Origin of the sequence: Faecalicatena contorta, from assembly GCF_001404335.1 — a bacterium.
Classification (GTDB): domain Bacteria; phylum Bacillota; class Clostridia; order Lachnospirales; family Lachnospiraceae; genus Faecalicatena; species Faecalicatena contortus_B.
This window is the reverse complement of the sequence record NZ_CYZU01000059.1, coordinates 1-19,977: the sequence shown is the minus strand read 5'-3', so window position 1 is coordinate 19,977 and position 19,977 is coordinate 1. Positions and strand designations below refer to the sequence as shown.

General features: G+C 41.1%; 17 protein-coding genes and 1 pseudogene. 17 read left to right on the top strand and 1 reads right to left on the bottom strand.

Annotated elements, in window-relative coordinates:
• Positions 1–15 precede the first annotated feature (15 nt).
• Positions 16–450, bottom strand: coding sequence for a hypothetical protein (locus ARB69_RS21370; protein ID WP_055154946.1), 435 nt, complete (start codon positions 448–450; stop codon positions 16–18).
• A gap of 174 nt (positions 451–624) precedes the next feature.
• On the opposite strand from ARB69_RS21370, the gene ARB69_RS21365 reads away from it, so the two are divergent.
• From ARB69_RS21365 to ARB69_RS21290, 17 genes and pseudogenes are all read left to right on the top strand, one after another.
• The gene (locus ARB69_RS21365) at positions 625–2,544 is read left to right on the top strand and encodes a glycoside hydrolase family 127 protein (RefSeq protein WP_087148838.1); all 1,920 of its coding nucleotides are present in this window, start codon (positions 625–627) and stop codon (positions 2,542–2,544) included.
• A 105-nt stretch (positions 2,545–2,649) separates the two neighbouring features.
• Positions 2,650–3,969 carry an ABC transporter substrate-binding protein gene (locus tag ARB69_RS21360; protein ID WP_050640632.1) on the top strand — a complete coding sequence of 440 codons (1,320 nt, stop codon included), beginning with the start codon at positions 2,650–2,652 and terminating at the stop codon, positions 3,967–3,969.
• A 39-nt stretch (positions 3,970–4,008) separates the two neighbouring features.
• A complete protein-coding gene (locus ARB69_RS21355) occupies positions 4,009–4,893 on the top strand; it encodes a carbohydrate ABC transporter permease (protein ID WP_050640631.1) in 885 nt (294 codons plus the stop codon).
• Positions 4,894–4,901: 8 nt separating this feature from the next.
• Positions 4,902–5,720 carry a carbohydrate ABC transporter permease gene (locus tag ARB69_RS21350; protein ID WP_050640630.1) on the top strand — a complete coding sequence of 273 codons (819 nt, stop codon included), beginning with the start codon at positions 4,902–4,904 and terminating at the stop codon, positions 5,718–5,720.
• 19 nt (positions 5,721–5,739) lie between these two features.
• Positions 5,740–6,930 carry a glycoside hydrolase family 172 protein gene (locus ARB69_RS21345; protein WP_050640629.1) on the top strand — a complete coding sequence of 397 codons (1,191 nt, stop codon included), beginning with the start codon at positions 5,740–5,742 and terminating at the stop codon, positions 6,928–6,930.
• A gap of 13 nt (positions 6,931–6,943) precedes the next feature.
• Entirely contained in the window at positions 6,944–8,131 is a 1,188-nt protein-coding gene (locus tag ARB69_RS21340; protein WP_055154944.1) for a Gfo/Idh/MocA family protein, read from the top strand.
• Between the two features lie 243 nt (positions 8,132–8,374).
• Positions 8,375–9,235: a tyrosine-type recombinase/integrase gene (locus ARB69_RS21335; protein WP_055154952.1), complete on the top strand. Its 861-nt coding sequence runs from the start codon at positions 8,375–8,377 to the stop codon at positions 9,233–9,235.
• A gap of 286 nt (positions 9,236–9,521) precedes the next feature.
• The gene (locus tag ARB69_RS21330; RefSeq protein WP_055154943.1) at positions 9,522–13,259 is read left to right on the top strand and encodes a hypothetical protein; all 3,738 of its coding nucleotides are present in this window, start codon (positions 9,522–9,524) and stop codon (positions 13,257–13,259) included.
• Positions 13,260–13,273: 14 nt separating this feature from the next.
• Positions 13,274–13,588 carry a hypothetical protein gene (locus ARB69_RS21325; RefSeq protein ID WP_055154942.1) on the top strand — a complete coding sequence of 105 codons (315 nt, stop codon included), beginning with the start codon at positions 13,274–13,276 and terminating at the stop codon, positions 13,586–13,588.
• Entirely contained in the window at positions 13,575–14,123 is a 549-nt protein-coding gene (locus ARB69_RS21320) for a hypothetical protein (RefSeq protein ID WP_055154941.1), read from the top strand. Before ARB69_RS21325 ends, ARB69_RS21320 begins: the two co-directional genes overlap by 14 nt.
• 242 nt (positions 14,124–14,365) lie before the next feature.
• Positions 14,366–14,734 (top strand): hypothetical protein, encoded by a 369-nt coding sequence (locus ARB69_RS21315; protein ID WP_055154940.1) that lies wholly within the window; start codon positions 14,366–14,368, stop codon positions 14,732–14,734.
• 243 nt (positions 14,735–14,977) lie between these two features.
• Positions 14,978–18,028: an SrtB-anchored collagen-binding adhesin gene (locus ARB69_RS21310; protein WP_044822776.1), complete on the top strand. Its 3,051-nt coding sequence runs from the start codon at positions 14,978–14,980 to the stop codon at positions 18,026–18,028.
• Positions 18,029–18,040: 12 nt separating this feature from the next.
• Positions 18,041–18,199, top strand: a complete 159-nt coding sequence (locus tag ARB69_RS26875) for a hypothetical protein (protein WP_154640530.1) — start codon at positions 18,041–18,043, stop codon at positions 18,197–18,199.
• Between the two features lie 35 nt (positions 18,200–18,234).
• On the top strand, positions 18,235–18,558 hold the full coding sequence (locus tag ARB69_RS21305; RefSeq protein WP_044822775.1) for a YdcP family protein: 324 nt from the start codon (positions 18,235–18,237) through the stop codon (positions 18,556–18,558).
• A 13-nt stretch (positions 18,559–18,571) separates the two neighbouring features.
• Positions 18,572–18,958 carry a YdcP family protein gene (locus tag ARB69_RS21300; protein WP_044822774.1) on the top strand — a complete coding sequence of 129 codons (387 nt, stop codon included), beginning with the start codon at positions 18,572–18,574 and terminating at the stop codon, positions 18,956–18,958.
• A gap of 95 nt (positions 18,959–19,053) precedes the next feature.
• Entirely contained in the window at positions 19,054–19,512 is a 459-nt protein-coding gene (locus ARB69_RS21295; protein ID WP_044822773.1) for a VOC family protein, read from the top strand.
• Between the two features lie 63 nt (positions 19,513–19,575).
• Positions 19,576–19,893: pseudogene (locus tag ARB69_RS21290) on the top strand (DUF3788 domain-containing protein); the annotation flags it as partial.
• Positions 19,894–19,977: the final 84 nt, after the last annotated feature.

The following is a 19,977-nucleotide window of genomic DNA, read 5'->3' as shown; positions in this document are numbered from 1 at the left end:
TGTCATAAATTTTCTTCAGAAAACTGGGTTGAGTGATGTGGCGTTTACCACATTGCTGTATCCGTCATTCCAGTATAATGTATCGCCGGACATCGTTGTAAGCGAAAAAGAAAGAACATGGTTATCCGTACGCATCATGGAATTAATATCCGGCTGTATCTGCATTTTCTCGTAAGAAGACAACGTCCTGTCTTTTCCATTTTCCAAACATTTTAATATAGCATCATTGTAGTAAACCGATGAAGTAAGGTTGTTGAAGTGGCTGATTTTTTGCAGCAAATTCGATGCGGTTAATTCTAATATCTGCCGCTGGGATAAAATTTCAGCGTTCAGGGTTCTGTTTACTTCGAAACGATAAAGAAACAATGCCGTAATTATCATGGGAATGATAGCAGCAAAAATAAATATTTCTAATAACTGGATTTTTAGTGATATCTTTTTCGCTTTCATTAAATTACAATTCCGATCCTAATTCAAAAGAGTATTGGCTGTTAAAAAGATTGTATCATGTACAGTATAATATAATGAAAGAAAAAAAATACACTATTAAAAAAAATTAGTATTTTTTTCTAATAGTGTATAGAAATAAAATAAAATAAAAACCGCAAAAGGAGAATAATGAGTATGAAAGCATTTATACCTGCCAAAAGAGTTAAAGTTAAAAATATAAAAATAACAGAAGGTTTTTGGGGCGATATACAAAATGTGATTATAAAAGAGGCGATACCCTATCAGGAAAAGATACTTAAAGATGAAGTTGCAGGTGCAGAAAAAAGCCATGCAATAGAAAATTTTAAGATTGCAGCAGGTATTTCTAATGGTGAATTTTATGGGACTGTTTTTCAGGATAGCGACGTTTCAAAATGGATTGAAGGCGTTGCATATTCATTGTCAGTCAAATCTGATCCGGAACTGGAAGAAAGAACAGATAAAATAATCAGTTATATAAAAGCGGCGCAGCAGGAAGACGGCTATTTGAATACATATTTTATTATCAAAGAGCCGGAGCATAAATGGCAGAATCTCCAGGAAGGTCATGAATTATATTGTGCAGGGCATTTGTTTGAAGCAGCTGCGGCATATTATGAAGAGACTGGGAAAAGAGAGCTGCTTGATGTGGCAATCCGATTGGCAGACCACATTGACCGACGGTTTGGGGACGATAAAATTTCGGGGATTCCGGGGCATCCAGAGGTGGAAATAGGGCTGATGAAATTGTATTTTATTACAGGGAATGAAAAATACAAGAAATTAGCGTCATATTTTGTAGAACAACGAGGGCAAGATCCTGATTTTTTTATGAAAGAAAAACAAAACAGAGGATGGACTTTATTTCATATGGATCCTTATGATCGAGAAAATGCACAATGTCATAAACCTGTGCGGGAACAGGACGAGGCGGTAGGACATTGTGTAAGGGCAGTCTATCTTTATACCGCCATGGCAGGACTGGCTATGGAAACGGAGGATGTAACGCTTTATGAGGCCTGTAAAAAATTGTGGAACAATATTGTCCGAAAAAAGATGTATATCACAGGCGGAATCGGTTCAACAGCCCGTGGAGAAGCCTTCACTCAAGCTTATGATCTTCCCAATGATACAGCTTATGCAGAAACATGTGCATCAGTTGCCATGGTTATGTTCGCGAAACAGATGCTGGATCTTGACCCGGATGCATCTTATGCAGATATTATGGAGAGGGAACTATATAACGGGGTAATGGGTGGAATGCAGTTGGATGGGAAAGGTTTTTTTTATGTCAACCCGCTGGAAACAGTCCGCGGAATATCCGGAGAACATTTTGGATTTGAGCATGTACTGACCCGAAGACCGAAGTGGTATGCATGTGCATGCTGCCCGCCTAATCTTGTGAGGCTTTTTATGTCAGTCGGAAAATATATTTGGACTGAGAAAAAAGAGATTATTTATTCACATTTGTTTATCAGTCAGACAGCAGAACTGGAGAAAGCTAAAATACAAGTTGACAGTAAATTGCCTTGGGATGGAGATGTGACATTTAAAATAGCATCAAAAACAGAGGAAAAGTGGACTCTTGCAGTCAGAATTCCAGAATATGCGGAAGGATTCCAGGTTATTTGTAATGGAGAGGAAGTAAATTATAAATCTACGATTAGCAAAGGCTACATCTATCTCGAAAGAAACTGGGGAGAGGACATACTTGAAATTCACTTTGGACTGAATATAAAAAAAGTTTATGCCAATCCTCAGGTGCGCGCCGATGCTGGATGTGTTGCATTTATAAGAGGGCCTATTGTGTATTGTTTTGAACAGGCGGATCAAAGAGAAAGCTTGCATAAATACAGAATTCCGAAGGATGTTCAGGCGGAGACTATGGTATGTAAAGAAGGAATTTTGAAAGATCTGGTCTTGCTTAAAGTTTCAGGGATGTGTCTGGAAGAATCGGATGACTTATATATGACTCAGATGCCACAGGCAAGTAATGTATTGCTGACAGCAATCCCATACTTCTCATGGGGAAATAGGGCAAAAGGGGATATGAGAGTATGGATGCCGGAAAAATAAAAATTCCACTTTTAAAAAAAATTAGTATTTTATTTACCAAAAAGAATTTATAGAATAAGGCTATAAAAGATATGAGCTCATAAAAACGTATAAAGGAGGAGAACAATGAGAAAACTTTACAAATTAAAGAGAAGAATATCTGTCGTTCTGGTGGGAGCGTTAGTGCTGGGAATGAGCGGAATAGCGTCAGGGTGCGGAAAAACCACAGGAAGTACGGAGACAACGAAAGAGGCGCAAGGTGATGGCCCTATTGAACTTGTTTATTGGAATCAGTGGACTCAGGAAGCGGAAATGGAATTCCTGGAAAAATATATCGAGGAATATAATAATTCTCAGGACAAATATCATGTAACATTTCTTGCAATCCCGTTTGAGGAATACACTACGACAAAGCTTGCAACAGCATTTGCCACAAATGAAGCGCCGGATATCTTTGAATGTAGTCCTGCAATTATTAATCAGTATCTTGATGCCGGGGTTTGTGAACCACTGGATGATATCTTTACCGATGAGATAAAAAATGATTTTACAGAAGCTGCTTTTGACCGTGTATCAAGGGATGGACATATTTACGGAATTCCCTTGGATGGAGATCTGGTTGCACTATACTATAACAAAGAAATATTAGAAGAGCAGGGGGTAAAGCCGCCAACTACATGGGATGAATTAAAAGAAGCGGCTGCAGCATTGAATACGGACGAATATTCAGGTTTTACTTTCGAAGTCGATAAGGGCGACTGGCAGTGTTTTACCTTCTATCCTTTTGTATGGATGCAGGGGGGAAGTTTATTTACGGAAGATGGAATGGCAAACCTGAATTCAGATGAGGTAGTAAATGCACTCCAATTGTGGAAAGACCTTCTGAATTCAGGGAACTGCAATGAGACGCCGGGCAGATCCGTATCAGACATCTCGATTTTGACAAATGGAGAAACAGCAATGCAGATCAATGGCAGTTGGTCCGTATTTCGTGCAGATCCGGAAAAGTATGGAGTAGTACCTCTCCCGGCAGTCGAAAAGGGCGGAGAAACAGCCAGTGTAGTTGGAGGATGGAATGTTTTGGTAAGCAATCAGAGCAGTGAGGAAAAAATTGCCGGTGCGAAGGATTTCATCTCATGGATGTGGTTAAACGTCGACCGTGTGACCGAATTTGATACGGATGCTAAATTTACTTACTGTATGAGAAATTCTGTAATTGAAGCGGGTAAAGATATTTATTATGTAAACGATAATGCTGCCGTATTCTCGGATGAAGTGCTTCCGACCGGGCAGCCGGAAATCGCCCTTTCAGGAGAAGCAAAGGAAATTGTGTCTACTATGATCCAGGATGCACTTTACAGCATGAGTGCGGAGGAAGCAGCTAATGCCGCACAGGAAAGCATGTTGCAATATCAGGAAAAAAGCGGATCTACATTTACCGGATAATGGGAAGGAAGAGGAGCATTTAGACGAAGGAGTAAGATCATGATGAAAAGAAAACATAAGCGTATAAAACACGAGACGGTGACCGCATATCTTATGATTGCTCCGGAAGTGATATTGATGGCTTTATTCATCTTTGTGCCGATATTATACGCATTATATATCAGCCTTTTTGACTGGAACGCGTTCGGCACAAAGATATTTACAGGAATCAGCAATTATATCGATGTATTAAGAGATTCAACATTCTGGGACAGTCTACTTATAACAGGCAAATATGCCGGAATATATGTAATTGCTGTATATCTGCTGTCTCTTGGAGCTGCCGTGTTTGTTCATTCGATCCGTGGAAATAAGAGGCAGCAGGCTGTGAGGATCGGGATCTATCTTCCGAATACGATTTCAACAATTGTAGCGGCAACATTGTGGACTTTTTTATTCAATTCCAGAAACGGTTACATTAATAAAATATTGGAACAATTAGGAATAAGCAGGCAGCTTTTTCTTGGATCGAAAACACAGGCGTTGGTTTGTGTAGCTATAGTAGGAATATGGATTGTTTTTGGGTACAATATGATTATTTTTCTTTCGGCCTTAAAAGACGTTCCCGCAGATTATTATGAGGCGGCAAAAATAGACGGCGCTAATGCTGTACAGAGATTTTTCAAAATCACGTTCCCCTTAATAAAAGGGACAAGCATATTTATATTGATCACAACTGTTATCTCATCATTTCAAGTATTTGATCAGATTAGGGTCATGACAGCAGGCGGACCGGCGAAGTCAACAGAGGTCACAGTATATTATGTTTATCAGCTTGCATTTGAACAGTACAGGTTTGGCTATGCATCTGCGATTGCAGTATCTCTGGCGCTGATTATAATGATTATTACAGTAATACAGTTAAAACTGTTAAAATTTAAGTAGGTGATACAGTGGCAAAAAAGACGAGAATATTAATTTTAAAAACTTTAGTTGCCTGTACTTTTTTGGTCTTCGCATTATTTCCGATTATTCTGTTTATCAGTAGTTCATTGAAAAAAGAAACGGAAGTATTTGATTATAGGATCATTCCACAGCATATTACGCTTGATGCATTTAAAGAGGTATTTGAATCACTGGATGTTCTTACCGGTATCGGAAACTCACTTTTTGTTGCGGTAATGGTTACCGTTTTGGCTTTGATCATCCATTCAATGGCGGCATTTGCCTTTGCAAGACTAAGATTTCCGGGAAAAAGAGCCTTGTTTATGTGGGTCTTAAGTACAATGATGATTCCGTTCCCGGTTATAATCATTCCATTGTTTTTTATAATCAAGGGTATGGGGCTCGTCAATTCTTTGTGGGGGATGATACTTCCCATGGTGCCGCACGCATATGGTGTGTTCCTGTTCCGGCAGTATTTTATAGAGATGCCGGATGCATTGTATGATTCAGCCAGAATTGATGGATGTACTATTTTTCAGATATTCAGAAAAATATATGTTCCTCTTGCGAAACCAATGTTTATTACTCTGGGAGTTTCCTTTTTTGTGACAAATTGGAATTCCTATTTGTGGCCGACTATAGTTGCACAGGATCAAAGTAAATATACGATACAGATACAGATCGCAACATTGATGGGGTCGTTGAGAATCTCATGGAATCTTATTTTGGCAGCATCGGTTGTGGCGGTCATTCCAACTGTTATTATTTTTATCTTCCTTCAAAGATATTACCTTGAAGGAATTAAGATGACAGGTATAAAAGACTAAAAATAACGGAGGATTTATTATGTTTGGAGAAGAAATGTTTACATTCCCGAAGGGTGTTGTTTCAAGGTGGGCAAGTTTTGAAAACACGGATGGAGAAAAAGGAGCCGGAGGAAAAGCAAGAAATGGAAGAAAGGGATCGCCATGGTTTGCTCTTGGAACCGGAGAAAGCAGAGTCCTTGCACACGCGGAAAATACAAGCGGTATCATACGGCGCATTTGGATTACAATAAGCGATCAGACGCCGGAGACGCTTCGGGGCCTGAAGCTTGAAATGTTTTGGGATATGAATGATAAGGCGGCGGTAAGCGTTCCGCTTGGTGATTTTTTCTGTGTAGGACTAGGAAAAACAGCTGTATTTAAAAACGCACTTTTTTCAAATCCTGAGGGCAGAAGTTTCAGTACATACATCCCGATGCCGTTCAAAACAGGAATGAAAATTGTGATAACAAATGAATCTAAGACCACTGTCAGACATTTTTACTATGATATTGATTACACGTTAGGGGATTCGCTGGGAGAGGATATACTTTATTTCCACTCATATTTTAATAGGCAGAATTTAACCTGCCAGAAAAAGGATTTTGAAATTTTGCCGTGTGTTAAGGGCCGGGGGAGGTTCCTGGGGACAAATATGGGAGTTCGGTGCAATACAAAATTATATTCTGATACATGGTGGGGAGAAGGCGAATTTAAGGCGTATATTGACGGAGATGATAAGTATCCGACGATATGCGGAACGGGTGTCGAAGATTACATTGGGACAGCGTGGGGACAGGATTATTTTTATGATTTATACTGTGGCTGTCCGGTGTATGATAAAAAATATATGGAACTGTGTTGTTATCGCCTCCATATCCCTGACCCGATTTATTTCAATACAGATTTCAGAGCGACGATTCAGCAGATCGGCGGCGTTGACAGAGACGATTATTTCCATCATGCCCAGCTGCTTTACAAGAATCAGGCGGCTGATAACCGGATTATTTCTGTAGATGGAGAAGAGGTAGATTTTGCTGATATCCCTATGTTAGACGGCCGGCCGCTATTATTTGAGAGAGAAGATGATTGGTCCTGCTGTACATATTTTTATCTTGACAGTCCGGTAAATGATCTTCCTGAGCTGATGGATGTATCTAAACGAAGCGAAGACCTTGTACCCCGTCCTGGAAATATGGGGATTTATCCTCAGGAAATGCCGCTTTTTAATTAAAGGGAGGATCTGTATGACTGATCATAAAATTAAGGTTGGGATTGTAGGGATAAGTTTTGGCATGGAATTTATTCCAATTTATTTAAGGCATCCTGATGTATATAGTGTTGCAGTAGCAGATACGAATGACGATTTGATAAAATTGGCAAATGAAAAATTTGGAATCGCAGACCGGGATTGTTATAATAATTTTGAAGAATTATTGAAAGATGAGACAATAGACGCGATACATATTACAACGCCTCCGGCGACACATGCAGATTTTTCTATACGTGCCTTAATGGCGGGAAAGCATTGTGGCTGTACGATACCTATGGGAATGAATCTAAAGGAATTAGAAGATGTCATTCGGGCAAGAAAAGAAAGCAAAAAACAGTATATGTTTATGGAGACAACAGTATTCGGAAGAGAGTATTTTTATGTGAAAGATCTTATAAATAAAGGTGAATTCGGAAAAATACAATATATGACATGTGCCCACTACCAGGATATGGAAGGATGGCCGTCATATTGGGAAGGATTTCCGCCGCTTATGCATCCGACGCATGCTATTGGACCTTGTTTTATGCTTTTAAATGACTATCCAAAGGAAGTATATGCGAAAGGATCCGGGCGGATCAGAGATGAATTGATTGGGCAGTACAATTCGCCTTTTGCGTTTGAGAGCGCTTTGGTCACAATGAAAAACAGCGATGTTGCGATTGAAATGGAACGTTTTTTATATGGAGTTGCCCGAAGTTATTCAGAATGCTTCAGGATATATGGAAGCCAAATGAGTTTTGAATGGCAGCAGCTTGCTTCGGAAGATCCGGTTATTTATAAACGGACAGGGGGAATTCAACAGGAAATGGTCGATATTGACGGCGATCCTCAGAGATATAGCAGAGGCTCTGAAATTACAGAAGATAGAATAAAAGTACCGGACTATGCCTCACGACTTCCGGAGAGTATTGGTTCATTTACGACAGAAACAGTGTATAATGATGAAAATACGCATCTCTCTTTTAAACAGGGCGGAGGACATGGTGGATCGCACCCGCATATGATTCATGAATTTGTTCGGGCGATTATCGAAAACAGACAAGCTGTACCAGACGATATAGCAGGTGCTTATTGGACAGGAACTGGAATATGCGCACACAAGTCAGCTATGAAAGGCGGAGTGACAGTCAAAATTCCTGAATTTGAAAAGCTTGTATAAATGTCACAAACATGCGGCAGATGTAATAGTAAGAGGATCAAAATCAGGAAAATATGACGGAACTTATACAGAACCCCGGAAATGTAGATAAAATGGACGTTTCCGGGGCCGCTTTATGTCTTTTGGTCCGGATCAGAATATAGCTTCTCGGATAAACTAAATATGGAAAAAAATACCAGTCAACTTGATGCTGGGGCATGTTATGATAAGGACAAAACTGTTACGATAAAGGAGTGCATATTTATGAAGCGAATGATATTAGACTTGAAAATTATGGAAGAATACAAAGCATATTTGTATGATGAAGAACGCAGTAAAGCAACAATCGAAAAGTATATGAGGGATATTACGCATTTTTATAAATATTTGCCGGAAGGAAATAAACAGATTACAAAGGAAGTTCTGGTTAGATATAAAAACAGCCTTTCTGATCAATATAAGATTTCCAGTATCAATAGTATGATTGTTGCATTGAATGGGCTGCTTGAGTTTATGAAGTTAAGCAATCTAAAATTAAAGCTTTATAGAGTCCAGAGTTCGGTATTCTATGAAGAAGATAAGGAACTGACCAAAAATGAATATAAGAGACTGCTCGATACAGCGTTGAGAGGTGGGAATATACGTCTCTATATGCTTTTGCAGACGATTTGCGGGACTGGGATCAGGGTATCAGAACACAGGTATATTACTGTTGAAAGTTTGAAAAACGGAAAAGCAATTGTTCACAATAAAGGGAAAGTAAGAGTTATTTTCATCCCAATGAAGCTGATAAAAATGCTGAAGGATTACTGCATGAAAGAGAATATTAACAGAGGGCCGGTCTTTATTACCAGGAATGGAAAACCAATGGATCGGAGCAATATATGGAATGCCATGAAGAAACTATGTAAGGAAGCTAAAGTCTGTGAGAATAAGGTGTTTCCCCATAATCTAAGACATCTGTTCGCATTAACTTACTATCGTATGCAAAAGGATGTTGTCAGACTGGCAGATATACTTGGACACGCAAGTATAGAAACGACGAGGACCTATACGACGACAACTGGAAAAGAGTGTAAAAGGTGGCTTTCAAAGATGGACCTGGTTGTTTCTTCCTATACATAAAAAAACAACATAATATGTATTATGTTGTTTATGGAATAAAACTTTTTAAAACAAAATAGTAATTCCTACTTGTTTTGTATTAGTATATATCAATTGGAAAAAATTTACAATATATAATCTTAAAAAATGTCTGAAAAATCTAATAAAATCCAATACAAAAAATTCTGAAAGCTATAATTGGTTAAATTTCCCTAATCAAAAAGACTTTACGCTTTAATATACATTACGGGATGAGCCTGTTTTACGACATAATACATATTATGTTGTAAAACAGGGGGAGTTCGTAATGGGAAAAAGAATTAAAAATTATTGGGGGAGAATGCCAGCTTTATTTCTTGCTTTACTTATGGTTTTATCGGCTGTTTTATCTGATACCGGAAAACTGAAGGTAAAGGCTTATGAGGCGCCGAGCGGATATCGTTTCCAAATTATTCCGAATGAAGAGGGTACGGAAGCAGATATTATAGGAGATGGGACAAACATACATGAGGGAGTTGAGATAGTAGATATCCTTGACCCGGATGGGGGCAGCATGGATTTGGAGAATGGTTCTTATCATGTAACCCAAAATGAAGTGTTCTCATTTCAAGTGTTTTTCAGGACACCAACAGGAGAGCATTCAGAGAATATTGATGTGGCGGTAGATTCGCTCACGGAACCGGCTGAAGCACCTGCATCACCTGAAACACCTGCATCACCTGAAATACCTGCATTACCTGAAATACCTGAAGCACCTGAAACACCCGGAGACACATTGGAAACACCGGAAGGTTCACCGGAGTCTGCGGATACAAAGACAGTGGGTGAATTAAAGGCTATGAAAATAGCAAGTAATACATCTACAATCTCTGTCCCAATGTATACAGAAAATGGTTTAAAAGAGATGGGAGATTATAATTTTGCAGGAGGAGAGATCACCGGAATAGAAGACCAGGAATTTGACGGAGAGCCTTATAAGTTTGTTCGTGCACAAATTCAAATGTCTGAAGGCGGAGTTACAAAAGCATATCCTATACATTACTACGATTTCATCGATGGAGTTTACTTCTATGCATTAGACCAGGGGGAGAACAGTGACTTCGATATCGCGTATGAAGTACCTAGCGGGGCAGTTATTTCCTTTATATTTGATCTAAATACAGCCGAGTTTTCAGTCACAGTCGTGAATGATAAAGAAAGTGCAGGCTTTGAACTGGAGTATCTCAGAGGCTTTATTCAGAACAGTGATGGGAGTGTAAGCGCAAGATACAAGACAGAAGTGAAAGTTAAGCTAACGTATCCACCGGGATATTATGCAACAGCGCCGTCAGCAAATATCACGCCTGCCGGCATTGAGTTTAAGCATTCTGAAACCAATGTGCCGGTACCGGATATTAGAGCAGAAGAGGATAAGGACAACAGGACGGTTACCTATTCTTTTACATATCCGAATTATCCCGTCACGATGACGGTAGTGGGAGACGAAGAACGGGATCAACTTATTTATGGGGTGTATGAGAGAACAGGTGATAAGCAGAGCAGCGGTGAAGGCGGGAACAGCTGGCTGAGAAAGACGGATGCCTCGGGTAGGTATCAGGATCCAGATCCGTATTATGGTACAAACTATATGGATAGTAACGAAAAGGCTTCAATAGCCCGCACGGGTCCGAAAAAAGTTAAAGTGATTACTGATGCTGGAAGTATAGAAGATAAAGATATTTCAACCGGGACATTCAGCAGCGGCGGTGAATTAATATTTGAGTCCTATATGTACCGCACAGGAGGAGTAGGCGTGGGAGGATCTCCATTTTATTTTTACTGGCCCTCCCCCACACTGACACTGAATTATTTCCCCAATGGGGAAGATTTCTCAACTTACATGCCGATCAGCGAAACTTTTACACTTTGGGAACCTAGCTGGAGGGATACAAGCAACACAGGTGCGTCGCAAATTATGAGAGAATATACAGCGAAAAACGGGGCAAAGATTAAAGTCAGGCTTATGAAGGCTCAATATACCCCGCCGTCCGGCGGAGGCCGTGATTCCTATGAGTTCAGGGCGCTCATAACGGTCAGCAATATAAAGAACAGCTTTTATTTACAGACACAATCAAGCAGCAGTGCACAGGGGCCGCATTATTTTGATAAACTTACCAATATTTCCACGGGTTCAAATGGCGATGCGCTGGATTCCTATATGATACGGGACACAAAGGATAACTCAGGTAATCCTACCACAGGAAATCAGACAAAAGTAGGGATTTCTGCCGGGAAAATGTTTCTGGATAAGCAGTCGATCGCAAATAAGAATTATGCTGCGGGCACAGGATACCCGGGGGCGGCAGATACGGATCATTTTTTTAAGTTTGCCGTCACACCAAAGTGGGGGTATACTAATCCGAAAATATTAAGCTTTGATGAAACGGGGACAGATCCCATCAGTACGCAATATTCAGTTGAGAGAGAAAAAAAAAGTTTACTTGAGCTTGGGAATTATTCATGGTTTAATGCCGGTGCCGAAAGCAGGGAGGAAATCAGTCCTTTCCAATATGTACTGTTTATGCCTGTTGCTAATAAAACGGGACGGCATAGCCAGCGTGCGGTTGATATTACTGCGGAACGAATCAGCGGGACTGTTACGAATAATGAACAGTATGTTACAACGGAAAAGCCTGATAATCTGATTGTAAAAAACGGGGTCAATTTTGACCTTCTGGAGCAGAACAAGATTGTTTTCTCAGATAGTTTTCAAGCCCCAGATGATCCAAGTGGAGGGAATGGGACATTCGTTGGCTTTAAGGCTGAGATTCGTGCAGTGGAAAACCCCTTGCTGCCGGCAGACTATGTAAGGACATTGTATAAGGATATAGCAGGTAAGGAATATTTCAGGCCGGGGGATTCGATTGACATTTCCGACTATTTCCGCCGTGATACAGCCGCACTGCTGGCTGCATCGGATAGTGGCCCCTTGAATGACGATGAAAAAAAACGTCTTGCGTTAATTATGTATACTTCCGTATTCGAAGTAGAAATAGTGCCTGTTTATCAACAAGGTGGAATTTTACCTGGCGAGTATGTAACCGGACACATAAATAAGTATTTACAAAATGTTTCTGAAACAGACCTTACTTACAATGCTGCACCTTCCGATACAAAGTATGTAAAGATGATAAGCGGTTCGAATATTATCTTCAAAAATTTTGCGGAAACGTATGACGGTCAAGGGGACGCTTATACATATTATCTAAATATGGAGCACACAACTTCTCTGGATAGAGTACCAGCGGATAATCAGGAAGTCGCTTCTGTGAAATATGACAGGGGACTTAATGTCAGCTATATAGATGCAGACGGAAGTCCACTTACCAGCCTCACTGATGAGAATAGCTATAGAACTTATGCTGGAAAAAACAGCGCTGCTATTAATTTCCCCGATAAATCACAGTATCCTGCCGGGAAGGTGTTCGACCACTGGACGGTTGAGGAAATGTCGGATACAGGAGCATGGACAGAAAAAACGGGACTTACATATAAGGAAGGCGATACAGCTGTTTATACATTTGCATCCGGTCAGAATGCGAATAATAAAAGCATACGCCTGAGAGCAGTGTGGAAGGACATCAGCCCTGATTCCTACATCTCGATCCCGAAAAATATCCTGCTGACTGAAAATGGAACGAACCTCAATCCGGACAAGGATCATGCGGGGGCGAGGGTAACGGTTGCTTACAAGAGCGTGAGTGGAAGCAATAAACAGGTGAATGTAGACGTCCTGAAAAACTTTGAACTTATCCAGACTAATGACCAGAATAAAAAACTATTGGTTTCTTCTTATGACAGTCAGGGGCAGCTGTTAGATGCACCGGCCATCAGTGAGGGCTATGCAAGAGCCGGTGTATTAGGCACGGCAAACCAGTCTCAGGATATCTGGTTCAACACGAAGTCCCAGGAGGGCAACGGGGTATACAAAGGAGTCTTCCAGATCAGTACCGATCCAACGGATACAGGGCAGGGGACCTTGTTTTATATCTCCGCTGTACAATAAACGGGAGGTGCATCATGACAAGAAAAATAATAAGTGCAGGCATTTTATTGATGCTTCTTCTATTCAGCGGAGGCACCGTCTCGGCAAACGGGAATACCGGAGGCGGCGGGGACAGCGGACAAACAAAATTCATCTATATTGCAGATAATAGGCCTCCGGTGGTTGAAATTGAGAGAGGGGAGGGTGTGCACGCCACAGCCCTCAAAACAGGTGATTCAGGCGTAGTGCTAGGCCTGAAAGTCTTGGTAATTGCATCGGCAGCACTGCTGATGTTGATTATATACTATAAAGAAAAAGAAAAAGGAGAATCAGATTATGAAGAAAACTAAATTTATGAGTATGCTGGCACTGACAGCAGTAGTTGTTAGTACAATGGCAGTACCGGTTTATGCGGCAAACAATGCAACGGCGGGGACAGAAGTAACATATACGGCAAATTCCGCGGCTCCGGATGCGGCAGACTGGCTGGTGGCTTATCCCAAGAAAATTGTTTTGACTGACTATAATAATTCATCAGCTAACGGTGCAGCATTAAAGTTTGAGCTAAAGGATAAGCTGACTTCAAATCCTTACAATGGGGATAGGACAGTCACAGTAGCCGTTCAGGGTTATGCTCCCGGCGGAATTCTAATGGATAAAGCAGGGACCGGCGGTGACGTAAGAATGGGAATTGCAGCCACCGCGGGGGGAGCGGAAGTGTCTGATCCGTATACCATAGGAACGATGAAAAAAGTGAACGGAGGTACTGAAAATATAAGCACTGGCTATGCTTACCTGAATCTCCCCGCGGCAGGAAATAAAGCAGAAGGGACATATTCCAAAACGGTAACCTTCAGCTTTACGGATGATGCCCCTGCCATATAGAAACCATTCTGATAATACAAAATGGAGTCAGTCGTTTCAAAGGCTGGCTCCCTTTTTGAATAACAGGGTTCCCGGCGTACCCCTGCCCGTAGCTTTGAGCAGAAGTCACGGGAGTACTTCCGAGGATAAAGGAGGAATGACTTATCAAGTATAAGGTACGGCCGCTGTCAGAGACGAAAAGGACATTCAAAGATAAGGGCGGCGATATCTGGAACTATCTAACAGAAGAGGAATTACAAAAGATGTATCCCAACGGGGGCTTCAGGGTCTTTTCTGACATGCACACGTGGGGAAACGCATCGGCGGAAAACCACCTTGACACAGACCGGTCGGAGACAGGGCTTTACCCCTACCGGCAGAAACTATCGTGGTCGAAGCGGGCCGCGGGATATATACCGGTTACGGACGAGGAAGGGGAGGAAGGCTTCATACGGATCATTGGCAATGCATGGTACCGCCGGTTACTGCCGGTATTAGCGGTGCTCGTCTGCGCCGCCCTCTTCCTTGGCGGGGTATGGTTCGCACAGAAGGATGAGGTGGCAGGGCTGGATAAAACTGCAGTGTCTTACCATATAGAGACTTGTGTGTTGCTACAACGAAAAACTATGTAGAAATCCTTAATTTTAGGCACTTTTTCAAGCATATCGTGTTTACAAGTGAGGGTGATAAAATCCGAAATAAAGAGATTAAAAACTATATCAATGTTTCAGTAGTAGTTGATATAGAGTGTGGGAACACAACAAATTAAATATTAAATTTGAGGGGTACTTGTAAAAGAGTATCCCTTTTCAATGTAGGGCGTTCAGAAAAGAGCGTCTATTTTTTTACCCAAAATGAAAGGAGCATTAAGAATTATGAAAAAGATATTCAAGCGATTATGTACGGGCTTCTTAGCCTTTGCGACTATCGTTACCGCCTTGCCGAGTACCATTGTTCATGCCGAAAGCAAGCAATACTGGACACAATCTGATGAGCGTGTCGGTATCGTTGAAAAAGTAATGAATGACGGTTCTATCGGTTCAACCTTTAACGAGGGACATTTGACCGTTGAGGGTGAGGACGCTTATTGTATTGACATTAACACGGACTTTAGAAATGGATATAAGACCAGAGCTGACGCAAGCACACGCATGAGTGCTGACCAGATAGCCGACGTTGCCTTATCCATTGAATACGTCAAGCAATACACGGACAGCCACGGCGGTTTGAGCAGTAATCACGCCTACCTTTTAAGACAGTTGGTTGTCTGGCAGAGATTGAGCGTACATCTTGGCTGGCAGTGTGATAACGTGCGAGCTTCCTATAATGAAATTCCAAAGGCAACGCAGGACGAAGTATTCGTAGGAGCGAAAACCTTTGTCAAAGCAAATAAAGGACGCTATGAATGTGGCGGTTATATCTACTCTGGCGAGGGGCAGGAATTGGGACAGTTCTGGGCGAACCTTAATGTAGGTAACGCTACACTACAAAAGAGTTCCACCAACACCAGCATTACAGACGGTAACGGAAATTACAGTATCGCTGGTGCGACGTATGGTGTCTTTTCTGATAAGGACTGCACAAACCAGCTTGCCACCCTTACGACAGATAACAACGGCAATACCGAAACCGTAGAAGTCAAGGCTGGCATAGTCTATATCAAGGAATTATCCGCACCGACTGGCTACAAGATTGATAATACTGTGTATTCTCTAAAGGTTGAAGCAGGAAAAACAGCGACTTTGAAAGTAGCTGACACGCCAAAAGTAACCGATACCTTGATTGAGCTTTTCAAAATTGATATGGAAACACAGAAAAGCAATCCGCAGGGCGACGCTACCTTAGAGGGTGCGGAGTTCACATGGAAGTATTACGCTGGCTACTACAACAAAGATAATCTTCCTGCTGAACCAACTCGTACATGGACGACAAAGACAATCGCTGAAAAAGACAGCGACGGTACAATCCATTACGTTACCCGTTTAGCCGACGCTTACAAAGTCGCTGGCGACAGCTTCTATATGCAGGACGGCAACGCCGTACTTCCATTAGGTACATTAACCGTAGAGGAAGTCAAAGCACCAGACGGCTATTTGTTAGATGGTGCATATATGCAGGCAAACGGCAGTGAAGAACAAATCAAAGGAATGTATTTAACACAGATTAGCGAGGACGGCGACCTTGCCATACTGACTGGAAGCAATCAATTTTCTGTATCAGACAAGGTTATCCGTGGCGGTGTCAAAATCCAGAAACGTGATTTAGAAACGAAAGACACCAAAGCACAAGGCGGAGCTACCTTGAAAGATACTGCCTTTGAAATTATTTCCCTAAATGACAGTGCCGTATTGGTTGAGGGAAAATTATACAAGAAAAATGAAGTCGTAAAGACCATTCATACGGACATTGAGGGCGTGGCTTCTACTTCTGCTGATTTATTACCACATGGGAAATATCGTATCGAAGAAAGCGAAGCACCAGAGGGCTACTTGACGGACGGTGCAAAAGCGATTGAGTTTACCATTACAGAGAATGGAAAAATTGTGGATTTAACCAACGAAGCCCATTCTGTCTACAATCAAATTAAGCGTGGCGATTTAGAGGGCGTGAAGATTGGAGCAGGTACGCACAAGCGTCTTGCTGATGTTCTTTTTAGGATCACAAGCAAGACGACGGGAGAAAGCCATATTGTCGTAACGGACGATAACGGGCAGTTCTCTACTTCTTCTGACTGGGCTTCCCACAAGAACAACACCAACGAGGGCAAGACCAGTGAGGACGGCGTATGGTTTGGAACTTCTGAACCAGACGACAGCAAAGGAGCGTTATTATATGACACTTACATTATTGAAGAATTACGTTCTGACAGCAACAAGGGCTTTGAACTTATCCCACCTTTTGAGATTGTGATTTCCAGAAACAAAGTAACCGTTGATTTAGGCACATTGACTGATGAATACGAAAAAGAAATCTCAATCCATACCACAGCGACCAGCAAGGACGGCAAAAAGTCAATCATTGCTGGCAAAGAGGTAACAATCATTGATACCGTCAAATTAGACGGGCTTGTGAAAGGAACAAAGTATCAGTTGAAAGGCTGGCAGATGATTAAGGACGAAAACGCCGAACTTATCATTGACGGCAAACGTGTAGAGAACGACTATACCTTTATTGCTGATGATGAAACAATGAAAGTCGAAATTGCCTATACATTCAACGCTTCTGCTCTAGGTGGCAAGAACCTTGTAACCTTTGAAGAATTGTACGACCTTTCCGATAAGGACGAGCCTATCAAGGTGGCAGAACACAAGGATATTGAGGACGACGGGCAAACGGTATTGATTACCGAGCGTATCATCAAGATACATACCACAGCTACTTTTGAGGACGGCAAGAAAGAAATCGAAGCAGGCAAAGACGTAACGATTGTTGATACGGTTACTTTAGAGGGTTTGGAAGTCGGCACAACGTATCAGCTTGTAGGCTGGCAGATGATTAAGGACGAAAACGCCGAACTTATCATTGACGGCAAGCGTGTAGAGAATGACTATACCTTTACCGCTGACAGTGAAAACATGCAAGTACAGATTACCTTTACATTCGACGCTTCCGAGCTTGGCGGAAAACAGCTTGTAACCTTTGAAGAATTGTATGATTTCAGCAATCCAGACGAACCGAAAAAGGTTACGGAGCATAAGGATATTGAGGACGAGGGGCAGACGGTAACAATCAAGGAAGTACCAGAAGTTCCCGAAGAACCAGAGAAACCAGAAACACCAACAACACCCGATACACCAACTAAAACGGACAGTCCCAAAACGGGCGACAGTACAAACCTTATGGCATTTATCGTGATGTTGCTTGCTTCTGCTGGCGGTCTTGCAGGTACATACTTCTACAAACGCCGTCGCATGAAAAAATCATAGGACGGTAACTGTATGAGAAAAGAAAAATCACGCTCTCCGCCATTACCTATGGCAGACTGGAAACCTAACATTGAAACTGTTCTTTTTTCATCAATCCATTTATGGAATGATGAGAAAAAACAGTCCACTAGGGGCTTGGGGAGTGTAGCTCCCCAAAATCTCTATTACTAAACAAAAATTCAAAGAAAGAAATGAGGTAAAACATTATGGAATTAAAATATGTTGTGCCGAACATGGAAAAGACATTCGGCAATTTGGAATTTGCAGGCGAAAGCAAGATTGAACAACAGCGTGTGAATGGTCGCTATGTTCCCGTAACCAGAAGCTACAACTTGTATTCCGACGTACAACGAGCTGATGATATTATCGTAACCATTCCTGCCAAAGCTGGCGAGAAACATTTCAAGCCAGAGCAGAAAATCAAACTGATTAACCCACGCATTACCGCAGAGGGCTACAATATCCGTGGGCGTGGCTTTACAAACTATATCTTACTGGCTGATGATATGTTGCCAGTGGAAAGTAAATAAGGGGGTATTCATTATGAGATTAGCAAATGGAATTGTATTAGACAAAGAAAAGACATTTGGTGTATTGAAGTTCTCTGCCCTTAGACATGAGGTGCGTATGGAAAATGAGGACGGAACGACAAGTGAAGAAATCAAACGCAGAACTTATGATTTAAAATGCAGTGTGCAGGAACGCATGATACAAGTGTCTATTCCTGCTGATGTGGCAGTCAAGGACTATCCGTATAATGCCGAAGTGGAACTTATCAATCCCGTAGCCGATACAGTAGCAAATGCCAACTTTAGAGGGGCTGACGTGGACTGGTATATCAAGGCTGACGATATTATTTTGAAGAACAAAGGCAACCAGCCAGTAGGAAATCCACAGAACCATACACTACAGGGACAATCAAAAAAATAAACTAGCAAACTAGATTTTCATTGTAGCAGATATAAGTGACTGTTATAATATTGATATGGAAAACAGGATAATATGAATTTGCGGAGGTAACGAAAATGAAATTTAAAAATCCTATGTTGGTAGTGACTGATATAGATAAATCAGTTGAGTTTTATAAAAAAGTTTTTGGACTTCGTGTAATTATGGATTTTGGAGCAAATAAAACTTTAACAGGTGGCTTAGCCTTACAGACAAGTGAAACATACAAAGAGTTTATCGGTACAAGTAATATTTCTTTTGGTGGTAACAATTTTGAAGTCTATTTTGAAGAAGATGATTTTGATAGATTTGCTGATAGGCTGAAAGAATATGATATTGAATATGTCCACCCTATTATAGAACATTCATGGGGACAACGTGTAGTCCGCTTTTATGACCCAGATAAACATATTATCGAAGTTGGAGAAAACATGAAAATAGTATGCAAGCGTTTCTTAAATAGCGGAATGACACCAGAACAAGTTGCAGAACGCATGGACGTGCCTATGAAATTTATAAATGCCTGCGTGAGATAAATTCTTGTTTGTAGAAGTCAATAAATACAAAGATAAATTAGAAGTTATAAAGGAGAAATGAGTATGCTGGATAAAATACCTAATGCAGAAGAAATGACTGCTTTAGTCGGGCAATCATTATATGATATATGGAATAAACTGTGTGCCTTAATTGATGAAAAGTATGACATGGAATGTTTATGGAACAAAGGTGGTAAAGCGTGGACTTATGAGTATAAATATCGTCGTGGCGGAAAAACGCTTTGTGCATTGTACGCAAGGGAAAACTGTGTAGGATTTATGATTATCTTAGGGAAAGATGAACGATTAAAATTTGATACAGATAGAAATAGTTATTCAAAAGAAGTGCAAAAAATTTATGATGAAACAAAAACCTATCATGGTCCTATGTCAAGATTTAGTACAAGTTAAAATGAGGTTTTCCTCATCTTAACTTGCCATCAGCAATTCGTCTTTCTGGATTCT